This is a genomic window from Streptomyces solicavernae, from assembly GCF_029968095.1.
Taxonomy (GTDB): Bacteria; Actinomycetota; Actinomycetes; order Streptomycetales; family Streptomycetaceae; genus Streptomyces; species Streptomyces solicavernae.
In genome coordinates, this window is record NZ_JASCIR010000023.1 from 90624 (window position 1) to 102904 (window position 12281).

Genomic DNA, 12281 nt, shown 5'->3' on the forward strand with positions numbered 1-12281 from the left:
TCCACAACTGGAACTATTCGCCTATCCGCATAGTATGGGGGCAGTGAGCTATTCGGCAAGACGCATAGCAGTGGGCCATAGCAGGGGCCATAGCAGTGGCCCCGGAATCGCGGGGGCTCCGCACGAGGAGGGCAGCACCGTGACCTGGACGGAATCCGGCATCGACCTGGCGGTCATCGGCTCCGGCTCGGCGGCCTTCGCCGCCGCCATCGCCGCCACCAACCAGGGCAGGCGGGTGGTGATGGTCGAGCGCGGCACCACCGGCGGCACCTGTGTCAACGTGGGCTGCGTACCGTCCAAGGCGCTGCTGGCCGCCGCCGAGACCCGCCACACCGCCGCTGCGGCCGGACGCTTCCCCGGACTCGCCCCGGCCGACGCCCCCGTCGACTTCGGTGCGCTGATCTGCGGCAAGGACGCCCTGGTCGCCCAGCTGCGCACGGAGAAGTACACCGACCTGGCCGCCGACTACGGCTGGGAGAACGTGCACGGCATCGCTGCCTTCACCGGGACCACCGACGCCCCGCTCCTGGACATCGCGCTGGGCGACGGCGGTTGCCGCCGTATCGAGGCCGCGCACTACCTGATCGCGACCGGATCCGCCCCCTGGGCCCCGCCCGTCGACGGCCTGAAGGGGACCGGCTACCTGACCTCCACCACCGCGATGGAACTCGACACCCTGCCGGAGTCGATGGTGGTGGTCGGCGGGAACGCGGTCGGCCTGGAGCAGGCCCAGCTCTTCGCCCGTCTCGGCACCCGCGTGAGCGTCATCGAGGCCCTGGACCGGCTCGCCCCGTCCGAGGAGCCCGAAGTCTCCGCCGCCATCGAGGAAGTCTTCGCCGACGAAGGCATCACCGTCCACACCGGCGCGGCCCTCACCGCCGTCCGGCGTGACCAGCATGGCTACACCGTCACCGCCCGCCGCGACGGCGCCCGCACCGAGCTGCGGGCCGAGCAGCTGCTGATCGCCACCGGCCGCCGGCCGGTCACGGAGGGGCTGAACCTCGACGCCGTCGGGGTGAAGACCGGGATACGCGGCGAAGTCGTCGTCGACGAGTACCAGCGCACCACCAACGAGCGGATCTGGGCCGCCGGGGATGTCGCCGGCGGCCCTCAGTTCGTGTACGTCGCGGCCGCTCAAGGCACCTTGGCCGCCGACAACGCCCTGACCGGGACAGAACGCACCCTGGACTACACGGCGCTGCCCCGCGTCACCTTCACCAGCCCGGCCATCGCCGCCGTCGGCATGACCGACGCCGAGTCGGCCGAGGCCGGAATCCGTTGTGACTGCCGCGCCCTGCCGCTTGAGTTCGTGCCGCGCGCGCTGGCCAACCGGGACACCCGCGGCCTGGTCAAGCTCGTCGCCGAGGCCGGCACCGGTCGCGTACTCGGCGTCCACGTGATCGCCGACGGCGCGGGCGACCTCATCACCGCCGCCACCTACGCGATCAGCGCGGGGATGACCGTCGACCAGCTCGCCCACACCTGGGCGCCGTACCTGACCATGGCCGAGGCCCTCAAGCTCACCGCCCAGACTTTCACCGCGGACGTCGCCAGGCTCTCCTGCTGCGCGGGCTGAGCAGACGGCGACGAACAGGGCGCTCATGGAGACGATCAGGGAGGCGCTCATGGAGACGAACAGGGAGGCGCTCATGGACACGAGCCGACCTGCACAGCCTGCGCGTCGCAGGCGCGCGATGACCGTCGGGGAGCTGTCCCGCCGCACCGGCGTGACCGTCAAGGCGCTGCGCGAGTACACCGACCTCGGCCTGATCTGCACCCTCGGCCGCAGCCCGGCCAACTACCGCCTGTACGACACGGATGCCCTGTGGTGCGTACGGTTCATCGGCGAACTGCGTGGCCTCGGACTGACCGTCGCCGAGATCCGCCGGCTGACCACCACCGGGGCGGACGGCACCGGGCGCATGGTCGGCTCGCACCTGGCGGAGCTGCTGCGCCGCTCCCGCGAACGCATGCGTCAGCGCATCGCCGCCCAGCAGCAGATCCTGGACCGGATCGAGAAGTTCGAGGCCGAGCACCAGACGGACCTGGCGGAGGGTGACCTGCGCCGGCCCGGTGATCCGCACGGCTGCGACCGGCGTACTTGACCCTCACCCCGGGGGTAGACCCTACGGTCCGGCGTATCGACCCCATCCACACTCAGGGAATCGACCCCATCCACACTCCACACTCAGGGAAGGGAAGAACCCGCCGTGGACACCGACACGCAGAAGCTCGCCACCCGCTTCACCGATACCGTCAACCGCGCCCCCGGCGTCAAGCTCTGGCTCCTGCGGCCCCTGCTGACGCTGCTGGCCACCGGCGCACCGGTCACCATCGACCGCCTCGCGCGCCAGGCCGGCCGCACCGTGCAGGAAATCCGCGAGGCACTGGCCGACATGCCCGACACCGAGTACGACACCGCCGGCCGCATCATCGGCAACGGTCTCACCCACAACCCGACCCCGCACCGCTACGAGGCCGATGGCCGCACCCTGTACGCCTGGTGCGCCATGGACACCCTGGTCTTCCCGGCCGTCATCGGCCACACCGCCCAGGTGACGTCGCCCTGCCGGGCCACCGGGGAGCCGGTCCGGCTGACCGTGACCCCCGACGGGCCCACCGACGTGGAGCCGGCCACCGCGGTCGTCTCCGTGGTCACCCCTGACGCGCCGGCCTCGGTCCGCGCCGCCTTCTGCAACCAGGTTCACTTCTTCGCCGGCGCCGACGCCGCCAAGGACTGGCTCACCGAGCACCCCGAGGCGGAGGTTCTGCCCGTCGCCGACGCCTACGACGTCGGACGCCCCCTCATCGAGCAGATCCGCTCCTGTGGCGCTCGGACGGACTGCTGAACTGCTGAACACGCACAGGCGTTCCTGCCCGGGAACGGGGGTCCGGGCAGGCACGTCAGGCGAGCGCCCGCCGCCGGGCGGATCCTCGGGCAGCGGCAACGCGACGGCCCCGCCCGGAAGGGAGCCAACGGCGACCCGGCTGTGCTCGGCGGTCGGTCGCAGGCAGCCGTTGGGGAAGTGTGAGGTGACAGCCCGCGTGCGACGGAGGAACCGTGACTGACAACTGGGATGCCGCTGTGCCAGGCGATGCTTCCGCTGTACCAGGCGATGCTTCTGCTACGGATGCTCGGGGAGGCCCTGTTGATCCTCGCGTCGACCCGCAGCCCGTCGACGAGGTCGACCGTCCCGCGACGTTCACCTTGATGGCGCCGGGCTGGCGTCCGCCGCCACGGCTCGTGACCCAGGCCTACGGCTTCTGTTTCACGCCCGGCGGGCAGGTCGTGCTGGTGGTCCTCCGTGACGGGTTCGTCAATCTCCCCGGCGGCCAGGTCGAACCCGGCGAGGATCCGTCCGAAACCTTGTCCCGCGAGGTCGCCGAGGAAGCGTGCGCCCGGGTGACCAGCAGCAGCTACCTCGCCTGCCAGCACGTGTGGGATCCCCAGGCACCGGCCGGGCCCACAAGCCACTACCAGACCCGCTGGTGGGCGCGGGTCGAGCTCGATCCGTGGCGGCCGGAGCACGAGACGGTGGCCCGGCGCCTGTTTCCGCCCCATCGTGCCGTCGATTTCCTCTCCTGGCGGCGCAAGGAGATCGTGGGCTGCCTGATGGACCAGGCACTCGTCGCTGAGCGCCGCATGCGACGGCGACGCTGACCGCCGCCGCACACTCGACGGCCTGCGCCGAGACAGTCGAGTCGCAGCAGGTTCAGCGTGCCGCACCGGCTGAGCGTCCGACTGAGTATCCGAGTGAGCCCATACCGGCTGCCTTGCGCCGGGCAGAGCGGTGTGTCAGGCGTCAGTCGACGGCGGTGAGGAACTGGGTGGCGGCGAGTTCGGCGTAGAGGGGGTCGGTGGTGACGAGTTCTCGGTGGTCGCCCACTGCGCGTACCTCTCCGGCGTCCATGACGACGATGCGGTCAGCCGTGGTGACGGTGGACAGCCGGTGGGCGACGACGAGCACGGTGGTGGTGCGGGCGACGTTGGCGACGGTGTCGCGCAGGGCGGCTTCGTTGACGGCGTCGAGCTGGCTGGTGGCCTCGTCGAGGAGGAGCAGGCGGGGACGGCGCAGCAGGGCGCGGGCGATGGCCACGCGCTGGCGCTCGCCACCGGAGAGCTTGGTGCCGCGGTGGCCCACGATGGTGTCGAGGCCGAGCGCAGCAGCGTGGTGTCGGAGGTTACCCGGGCCATCAGGTCGCCGGGCTCGCTGCGGTCCACCGCGGAGATCCGCAGCCGCAGCAGATACGAGGTCAGCGCCCGGCGCGCGCCCAGGACCACGGACTCGGCGGTGCGCTGCAACACATACGAACCCACCGCCCCGATCCCGGCGTTGGCCAGCACCAGACCGGTCATCACCAGCAGCGGCCCGGCGATGGAGCGGTCGTGGCCGAGGTCGTCGATGAGTTCGCGCGCGACCAGAGGCAGGGCCAGCCCGGAGGCGCCGGTGAGGAGCGCCAGCAGTGCGCCCGCGAGCAGCGCCCAGCGGTACGGGCGCGCGTAGCCGAGCAGCAGCCGTCAGGCGGGCTGGGGAGCTACGGCGACCGGCTCGGGAGCCGGTGTGCTGTCGTGCGGTATGTCCATCGAGGGTCCTCACACCGGTATCTGGTATCTGGTATCTGCGTGGCCGTTCAGAGGCGGATGCGCAACGTGACGTGCAACGTACTCGGTACGCGCTGAGGCACCACAGCGATGCCGGCCGCGAGAAGGAGGTGCTCGCTGCGCGGGCAAGGCCCACCGCGCTGTGCGTTCACGAGAATTGCTCCACCCACCCCGGAGCACGAGCTGTTCCCGCTTCGGGGACGGCAACACAGCGGCGGATCCCCGGTTACCGAAACCGGGGATCCGCCGAATACTTGTAGCTCCACCACCACTCCCTGACCACCCCTCGAAAGGCAGCAGCAAGCGGCGATCTGCAACGTCACCTGTGAAATTCGCGTAGCGCAATGGGACTGGCCTTTACACCGCAGGCCAAAAGGGAAATCACACCGCCACGAGCCGGACCCGATCGCCGCAGAGCTGGGTCATGTCGTCGATATCGGAGGTCAGCATGACCACAGGGCGGTGCTGCCGCAGCGCGGCCTCGGCGACCGCCGCATCGATCGCGTACTTGTGCCCGTGCAAACCGGCATCCATCAGCAGCTTCGAGGCCGCCCTCGCCTCCTCGTCGCCCACCGGGACCACGCGCAATCCGGAGAGCACCCAGTTGAGGCGAGACTTGTTCGTACGGGCGTGGACGGCCTCGATGATGGTGAGCGCACTGATCACCACCTCCATGCCGCGCGAGCGCGCTTCAGCGATCAGAGCCACCACCTGCTCGTCGTCGGCGAGCAGGTTCGATAGTCCCTCGCTGTCGAGGATCAGCGTCCCCTCGTGGCTCAGCCTGCGGCGGGCCATTCACCCTCCTCGGTAAACACCTCGTCGAAGACCTGCCGCGCCTGCCGGCGGGCCGGCTCGGAGACCGGCCCCTTGCGGTTCTCGTAGTCCGCCAGGTACTCGTCAAGAACCTGCCCGCGCAGCTCACGCTCGACCGCCTCCGCGATGAACGCGGAGAACTCCCGCTTGCCCACCCGCGCCCGGATTGCCTCCGCGGTCCCCTCCGGCAGCGACAGGCTCACCCGCGTCGCCGGCCCTTCCCCGATGCTGTACGCCGTCTCACTCATGCCCCGAGTGTGTCAAACGAGTAGGAAAGGCGCCATGGCCCGCGCCGCCCACAAGCACCCAACAGCACACAACCCAGCACGGGCCACTCATCCCATCCCAGCACCATCCCAGCACGGGAAAAAACCAAGGGCCCGACCCCGAAGAGCCGGACCCTCTCTGACCTGTACGTCTGCCAGATCAGCGACGTGGTGACACGTCAGCCACCGTCAGCCGCTACACGTTGAAGCGGAACTCGACCACAAGCCTCTGACCTGCGGAAATGTAGGCGCATCCCAGCACCATCCCAGCACGGGAGCCGCGACAAAGTACGAGAAGATTCGGGGCGCCAAGCCTACGCATCAACGATGAGGCTGCACAGCACCCCAACGCTGTAATAGTTCATGTACTAGACTGACCTCATGAAGTCACCCCGCCCCGGTGGCACGGAGAACATCTCCGTCTCGATGCCCTCGGAACTCCTCGGTGCTCTGCGCACGCGCACCGGCAAGCGTGGTGTGTCCGCCTACGTCACCGCGGCCGTCCGGCATCAGCTGGCGATGGACGGCCTCGCCGAGATCGTGGCGGCCTACGAAGCCGAGCACGAACCGTTGAGCGAGGCCGAGGTCCAGGCTGCGCAGCGCGAATTGTTCGGTGACGCACCGGCGCCGTACGCGTCGGGCGACAGCGCCGCATGAAGGCACCCGCGGCCAGGTCCCTGGTTCTGGACTCCCAGGCGCTGTCACTGCTCCTGCGCAACGACCGCCAGATGGTTACCCGGATCGAGGCCGCTCGGCGCATAGGCGTGCCCGTCCTCGTGTCGGCCCTGACGGTGGTGGAGGCCGTCTACGGGAAGACAGATACTGCCCGGCTGCGCTGGGTGCTCTCCAGGCTTCAGGTCCAAGACGTCACCCAGGCGGACAGCCTCACCGCGGTGCAGCTGCTGAGCGACGCCGGCGGCCTGCACGGCCACAAGTACGCCATCGATGCCCTCGTCGCCGCGATGGCGCTCCGCTCCCCGGCGCCCGTGCTCGTTCTGACCTCGGACCGCGACGACTGGTCGAAACTGTGCGGCGACCGCGTACAGATCAAGGACGTCTGAGCTCGGCGTCTGCCCCTTTGTCGATGGGTTCCGTAGCGGCGGCTTCTTTTGTGGCTGCCCAGAAGGCGCAGGCCCCCTTTCGGAGGGTGAGCCGGGTTCGGCGGTGTAGACGGTGAGGGTGAGGCCGGGTAAGAGCCTGCTGCAGCGGCCCGGTGTACACCTTGGACAGCCAGGCACTGTGGACTCACAGATCCTGTCGGCGGACGGCGACCACAGCGACGACTGCTGCGGCGAGGGGCCAAGCCGCATAAACGATCCACGACCCGCTGATGGTCGCCGGGTAGGGGGCCGATCCGAAGGGGTCGCCCGTCTGCACCAGTCGTTCCCACGCACTGCGGGGCAGCGCGTGGAGGACGGCGGAGGACCAGCGGTGGCGGTCGTTGAGGAGAAACGGCAGCAGCAGCAGAATGCCGGTGAACGTCACGAGGGTGGTTGCGGTGTGCCGGATGAGGGCGCCGAGGCCCATGCCGACGAGCGCGCACACCGGAGCGAGCAGCGTGGACGCCGCGACGGCGCGGAGCGCGCCGGGGTAGCCGAGGGACAGGCCGATGCCCCGACCGGACAGGATGGCCTGTGTCACGCCGAACGAGGTTCCCGCGACGACCGTGCCGTAGACGAGCATGACTGCCGTCACGACGGCCATCCTGGCCGCTACGACTGATCGGCGTGCCGGTACTGCCGCAAAGGTCGTGCGGATCTGTCCGCTGCTGTACTCGCCGACGATCGTGAGGGCGCCAATGCTGCCGGTGGCGAGTATCAGGACCATGCAGGCGCCGATGGTGAAGGCGTCCCGCATGGCCCAGATCGGAACGAAGAGGGCCCGGATCCCTTCGTTGTAGGTCGGCCAGTTGTTGTAGTCCGCGACGGCCGCGCTGATGTTGATGGCGAGGACGGCCAGCGCGCTGGCCCCGAACGCCCAGGAAATGGACCGCAGCGACCAGAGCTTGATCCACTCGGCGGCGAGGAGGTCCCGGAAGCGGGCGCCGGGCTCGGTGGCGCGCACGGCGGTCGAGACGGCCGTCTGCTGCGCGGTGGTTGAGGTCATCGGGATTCTCCTGCGAGGTATTCGACGCTGTCGGCGGTGAGTTCCATGAACGCCTCCTCCAGTGAGGAGGTGCGGGTGGCCAGCTCAAGAAGCACGATGCGGTGGTGGGAGGCAAGTTCCCCGATGCGGGCCGCGCTCAGACCGATCACGGTGAGCAACCCCTCGGCGCCCGAGGCGTCCGGCTGTACCGAAGCGCCCTCGGCTTCGACCACAGCTGCCAGCGCTGTGGGATCAGGCGTCCGCACGGCCACGCTCTGGCGGGTGCCGCGGGCCGCGAACTCCGCCACGCTCTCGTCGGCGATCAGCTCGCCCCGGCCGATGACGATCAGGTGCTCGGCAGTGTTCTGCATCTCGCTCATCAGGTGGCTGGAGACGAACACGGTGCGCCCCTCGGCGGCCAGTCGCCTGAACAGGCCGCGTACCCACCGCACGCCCTCCGGGTCCAGGCCGTTGACAGGCTCGTCGAACAGCAGCACCGGAGGGTCGCCGAGCAGAGCCGTGGCGATGCCGAGCCGCTGCTTCATGCCCAGGGAGAAACCGCCGATGCGGCGCCGGGCCGCAGAAGCCAGTCCCACCTCCTCAAGGACCTCGTCCACCCGGCGCCGCGGGATACCGTTGCTGCGGGCCAGGGCGGACAGATAGGCCCCTGCGCTGCGACCGCCGTGGACGTCATGGGCGTCGAGCAGGGCACCGGCACGGCGCAGGCCACGCGGGTGGTCCCGGAACAGGTGACCGTCGATGGTGGCGGTGCCGCTGGTGGGTTCGGTCAAGCCGAGGAGTATCCGCAGCGTGGTGCTCTTGCCGGCACCGTTGGGACCGAGGAACCCGGTGACGTGCCCGGGGCGCACGGTGAAGGTCAGGCCGTTGACGGCAGTGGTCTTGCCGTATCGCTTGGTCAGTTCGTTGACTTCGATCACCCGGCCAACGGTGCCGGGGAGGGTGTCCGTCCGGCATCGGCCCGTCGGCTGCACTCGCGGGAGGGCTGGTATCCCGTGGGCGTACGCCCACGGGCCAATGTTCCGCCGCTGGTCAGGCGATTACGATCACCTCATGTCCGCCAAGCCGCGTCCCCTGCTGTCCTGGCACCTGCGGCCGGCCGTGCGGGCGGCTCTGGCCTGGTGCGGGGCGATCGCCTACCCGTTCGCGCTGTTCTTCGCGGCACGCGGCACACCTTTCGACTCCCCCGGCTTGCCCTTCGTCTCGGCGGCCGCGGTCACGGTTCTGCCTCTCGGACTGCTGCGCCGCCGTCCACTGCCGGCCCTGGCACTGATGCTCCTGGGTACGTACGTCACGGCGACGACAACCCCGTTCTGGCAGGTCGTGTATCTGCTGGTTGTGGCGAACGACCTCGCCGCCGGATACATCGTGGCCACCCGGCCGCGCCGCATCGCGGTCACCGCTGCCGTCACGACGCTCGGCGTACAGGTCGCCTTTGCCGCACGCCTCGGGACCGGGACGGACGGATTCGCCCGCACGGTCGTGGTCCTCGTCCTGGCGCTCGCCGCCGCCTGGATGACCGGCCATTCGGTTCGCGAACGCCGAGAACACGCCGCGGCACTGCGCTCGCAGACCGCCGCCCAAGCCGTCGCCGCCGAACGGCTCCGGATCGCCCGTGAGCTGCACGACATGATCGCGCACAGCATCGGCGTCATCACCATCCAGGCAGGCGTGGGACGCCGGGTCATCGACACACAGCCGGACGAGGCCCGCAACGCGCTGGCCACCATCGAAGACACCAGCAGGGAAACCCTCGCCGGGCTGCGGCGCACCCTGGGCGCACTGCGGCGCACCGAACCGGACCCCGGGGCGGAGGCCGCGCCGCGCGAGCCTGCCCCGGGCCTTGCCGACCTCGACCGGCTGACCGCGTCGACGAAGGGCGCGGGCGTCCATGTCGACGTGCGATGGCTCGGAGAACGACGGCCCCTACCTCCCGATATCGACCTGGCCGCCTTCCGGATCGTCCAGGAAGCCCTCACCAACGTCGTACGCCACGCGGACACCCCCGACTGCCGCGTCACCATCGGCTACCAAGACGGCGAACTGACCATCGAGGTCGCCGACGACGGCCGCGGCGGCCCCGCCTCCGGCACCGGATACGGCATCACCGGCATGCGGGAACGCGTCAACCTGCTACGCGGCCAGTTCACCGCCGGGCCGCGACCCGAGGGCGGCTTTCGCGTGGCAGCCCGGCTCCCCCTCTCCGAAGGAGTGCACATCTCATGACGGTCCGCGTCGTGCTTGCCGACGACCAGCCGCTGGTCCGCAGCGGTCTGCGCGTCCTGATGGCCGACGCCCCCGACATCGACGTCGTGGGAGAGGCTGGAACCGGCGCCGAAGCGGTCCAACTGGTCCGGAACACCGAGCCCGACGTGGCGGTGATGGACATCCGCATGCCAGGCATGGACGGCATCGAGGCCACCGAGCTGATCACAGCAGCCGCTGGAGCGACGCGCGTCCTTATCCTCACCACGTTCGACGACGACGAGTACATCTACGGCGCGCTCCGAGCGGGTGCGAGCGGATTCCTCGTCAAGGACATGGCACTGGACGACATCCTCGGGGCTATCCGCGTGGTCGCCGCCGGAGACGCCCTGATCGCCCCGAGCGTCACGCGCCGCCTGATCGCAGAGTTCGCCGCCCGCCCCGAACCAGCCCCGCATCCACGAGCAGTCGGGAACATCACCGAGCGGGAACGCGAGGTACTGACCCTCGTCGGACGCGGCATGTCCAACAGCGAGATCGCCGCCCACCTCTACATCAGCGTGGCCACCGCAAAGGCACACGTAGCGCGGCTACTCACCAAACTCGAAGCCCGCGACCGAATCCAACTTGTCATCACCGCCTACGAGATCGGCCTGGTAACGCCACCTCGCTGAACACCAAGCACCTCAGCCAGCCGCGGTCGGCCGGCTTCCCGCGCAGCGGTTCCAGCTTGCCTCAACACCGAGGTACCGATCGCATCGTCAGTTCATCCGAATCGGTCATGTGCGGAGGACCGGACTAGCCCATCCCGAGGCGAATCACCTCGACGACCCTCTGCCTGGCATTTCAGGAGTCAGGGCAGAGGCGGTTCCATCACCGAGCATGCGCACCGCATCGGCGGCGGCCGGAGAGAGCATCCATTCCCGCAGGTCAGACAGCGGGATCCAGCTCACCGCGTCAGTGGAACCGTCCACCTCGCCCACCTCCGGCGCGTCAGCCTTGAGCTCGACGGCATAGAACAGCCCGGTCATATGCCAGTCCACTCCGTCCCGCCTCGCCGCATAGGTTCGTGCGTCGACCAACCGGGCATCGACAAGCTCAAGGCCGGTCTCCTCGCGGAGTTCACGCGCCAGCGCCTCCATCGGTTGCTCTCCATAGTCGATCCCGCCACCCGGCAGATGCCACAGGCCCGGAGCGAAGACTGGCGACGACGCCGACAGCCGAGTCAGCAGCAGCAGTCCCTCCCCCAGCGCGAGCGCATACGCGGAGACACGAGTCCGCACCTCAGTCATGAATCTCGTCCCCCTCTCACCGAGCCCGCCGACAGCTCGGGGAGCTCTAACCTCAGCCTGCCCCACACGAAACGGCCGCCTGGGGAATTACGTGATCGTTGACACCCGGAGGCCGATACGCCGATTGCCTATCACTTCCCATCGGGTTGAGGACTTGCGGCGCCCGTTGTCCTTACGGTGTTTTGAAGATGGAGGAAATCCTCCGTCTCCGGCCGGACTTCACGTACCTCGGAGGCGTCCCATGCGTGCAGACGCACGGCACAACCGTGTTCGGATTCTGCTGGCCGCCCGGCAGGTGTTCGTGGACGAAGGGCCGGACGTTCCGCTGGACGAGATCGCCGGCCGTGCGGGCGTCGGGATCGCCACGCTCTACCGGCATTTCCCCAGCCGCAGTGCGCTGATCCGGTCGGTGGCGGTCGACGTCATGGAGGTGTTGTACGAGGCGGCAACGGACGCAGCGCAGCGGGAGAGCGACCCGTTCGAGGCCCTGCGCAGCTTCATGCACGCCGCCCTGGACAGCAAGGCCGGAGCCGTCATGCCGGCACTCTTCGGCCGGGTCGAGAACGTCAAGCCGTTCGACGAGGAGCGGGACGCCGTCGGCCCCCTCGGCCGTCTGATCGCGCGGGCCCGGGAGGCGGGACTGCTACGCGAAGGCGTGGTGACCGGGGACATCGTCTTCATGATCCTTCGCTTGGCGCGTCTGATGCCCGGAGCAGGCTTCTCCCAGGACGAGGCACTCGCGCATCGCCAACTCGACATCTACCTCGACGGGTTGCAGCCTCCAGCGGCCGGCCCGCGCCGCGGGGAGCTGCCGGAGCCCGCGATCTCAGCCGGGCGGGTGCGGCACATCCGCGCATGGATGGCGACGGCGACCAGCGGACCCGCAGCCATGTCCCGTTCTCTGTCCGGCACTTGGCGCGGCCGTACCACCGTACGAGCACGGCCCAAGGGGAACCTGAACGGCCGCCGATCGACCAGGCATCGACCGAGCAACGGAGG

General features: G+C 69.5%; 14 protein-coding genes and 2 pseudogenes. 9 read left to right on the forward strand and 7 right to left on the reverse strand.

Features of this window, described 5'->3' with window-relative positions; genetic code table 11:
* Positions 1-139: 139 nt before the first annotated feature.
* From merA to QIS99_RS23450, 4 genes are all read left to right on the forward strand, one after another.
* On the forward strand, positions 140-1576 hold the full coding sequence (gene merA / locus QIS99_RS23435) for a mercury(II) reductase (RefSeq protein WP_282515584.1): 1437 nt from the start codon (positions 140-142) through the stop codon (positions 1574-1576).
* A gap of 49 nt (positions 1577-1625) precedes the next feature.
* On the forward strand, positions 1626-2105 hold the full coding sequence (locus QIS99_RS23440; RefSeq protein ID WP_282515585.1) for a MerR family transcriptional regulator: 480 nt from the start codon (positions 1626-1628) through the stop codon (positions 2103-2105).
* A gap of 105 nt (positions 2106-2210) precedes the next feature.
* Positions 2211-2849, forward strand: coding sequence for an organomercurial lyase MerB (gene merB, locus QIS99_RS23445; RefSeq protein WP_282515586.1), 639 nt, complete (start codon positions 2211-2213; stop codon positions 2847-2849).
* 212 nt (positions 2850-3061) lie between these two features.
* On the forward strand, positions 3062-3661 hold the full coding sequence (locus tag QIS99_RS23450) for an NUDIX hydrolase (RefSeq protein ID WP_282515587.1): 600 nt from the start codon (positions 3062-3064) through the stop codon (positions 3659-3661).
* A 142-nt stretch (positions 3662-3803) separates the two neighbouring features.
* Here QIS99_RS23450 and QIS99_RS32380 read toward each other — a convergent pair.
* From QIS99_RS32380 to QIS99_RS23465, 4 genes and pseudogenes are all read right to left on the reverse strand, one after another.
* A pseudogene (locus QIS99_RS32380) lies at positions 3804-4157 on the reverse strand (ATP-binding cassette domain-containing protein); the annotation flags it as partial.
* A gap of 47 nt (positions 4158-4204) precedes the next feature.
* Positions 4205-4516: pseudogene (locus QIS99_RS32385) on the reverse strand (ABC transporter ATP-binding protein); the annotation flags it as partial.
* A gap of 468 nt (positions 4517-4984) precedes the next feature.
* The gene (locus QIS99_RS23460) at positions 4985-5398 is read right to left on the reverse strand and encodes a DNA-binding protein (RefSeq protein WP_282515588.1); all 414 of its coding nucleotides are present in this window, start codon (positions 5396-5398) and stop codon (positions 4985-4987) included.
* A complete protein-coding gene (locus QIS99_RS23465; protein ID WP_282515589.1) occupies positions 5380-5664 on the reverse strand; it encodes a hypothetical protein in 285 nt (94 codons plus the stop codon). Before QIS99_RS23465 ends, QIS99_RS23460 begins: the two co-directional genes overlap by 19 nt.
* A 399-nt stretch (positions 5665-6063) precedes the next feature.
* On the opposite strand from QIS99_RS23465, the gene QIS99_RS23470 reads away from it, so the two are divergent.
* Together QIS99_RS23470 and QIS99_RS23475 are read left to right on the forward strand one after the other, a co-directional pair.
* On the forward strand, positions 6064-6339 hold the full coding sequence (locus QIS99_RS23470) for a hypothetical protein (protein ID WP_093723595.1): 276 nt from the start codon (positions 6064-6066) through the stop codon (positions 6337-6339).
* Positions 6336-6743: a PIN domain-containing protein gene (locus QIS99_RS23475; RefSeq protein ID WP_282515590.1), complete on the forward strand. Its 408-nt coding sequence runs from the start codon at positions 6336-6338 to the stop codon at positions 6741-6743. Before QIS99_RS23470 ends, QIS99_RS23475 begins: the two co-directional genes overlap by 4 nt.
* A 184-nt stretch (positions 6744-6927) precedes the next feature.
* On the opposite strand, the gene QIS99_RS23480 is transcribed toward QIS99_RS23475, so the two are convergent.
* Both QIS99_RS23480 and QIS99_RS23485 read right to left on the reverse strand, forming a co-directional pair.
* Positions 6928-7788: an ABC transporter permease gene (locus QIS99_RS23480; protein WP_282515591.1), complete on the reverse strand. Its 861-nt coding sequence runs from the start codon at positions 7786-7788 to the stop codon at positions 6928-6930.
* Positions 7785-8705 carry an ABC transporter ATP-binding protein gene (locus QIS99_RS23485; RefSeq protein ID WP_282515592.1) on the reverse strand — a complete coding sequence of 307 codons (921 nt, stop codon included), beginning with the start codon at positions 8703-8705 and terminating at the stop codon, positions 7785-7787. Before QIS99_RS23485 ends, QIS99_RS23480 begins: the two co-directional genes overlap by 4 nt.
* Positions 8706-8838: 133 nt before the next feature.
* Here QIS99_RS23485 and QIS99_RS23490 point away from each other — a divergent pair, with 133 nt between their 5' ends.
* Positions 8839-10011, forward strand: coding sequence for a sensor histidine kinase (locus tag QIS99_RS23490; RefSeq protein ID WP_282515593.1), 1173 nt, complete (start codon positions 8839-8841; stop codon positions 10009-10011).
* Complete coding sequence (locus QIS99_RS23495; RefSeq protein ID WP_282515594.1) at positions 10008-10664, forward strand: response regulator; 657 nt, start codon at positions 10008-10010, stop codon at positions 10662-10664. The genes QIS99_RS23490 and QIS99_RS23495 overlap by 4 nt, the downstream gene beginning before the upstream one ends.
* A 144-nt stretch (positions 10665-10808) precedes the next feature.
* Here the strand turns inward: QIS99_RS23495 and QIS99_RS23500 are convergent, their stop codons facing one another.
* Positions 10809-11282: an NUDIX hydrolase gene (locus QIS99_RS23500; RefSeq protein ID WP_282515595.1), complete on the reverse strand. Its 474-nt coding sequence runs from the start codon at positions 11280-11282 to the stop codon at positions 10809-10811.
* A gap of 241 nt (positions 11283-11523) precedes the next feature.
* Between QIS99_RS23500 and QIS99_RS23505 the strand changes: the two genes are divergently transcribed.
* Positions 11524-12281 (forward strand): TetR/AcrR family transcriptional regulator (locus QIS99_RS23505; protein ID WP_282515596.1); only part of this gene is annotated, 758 nt, incomplete at its 3' end.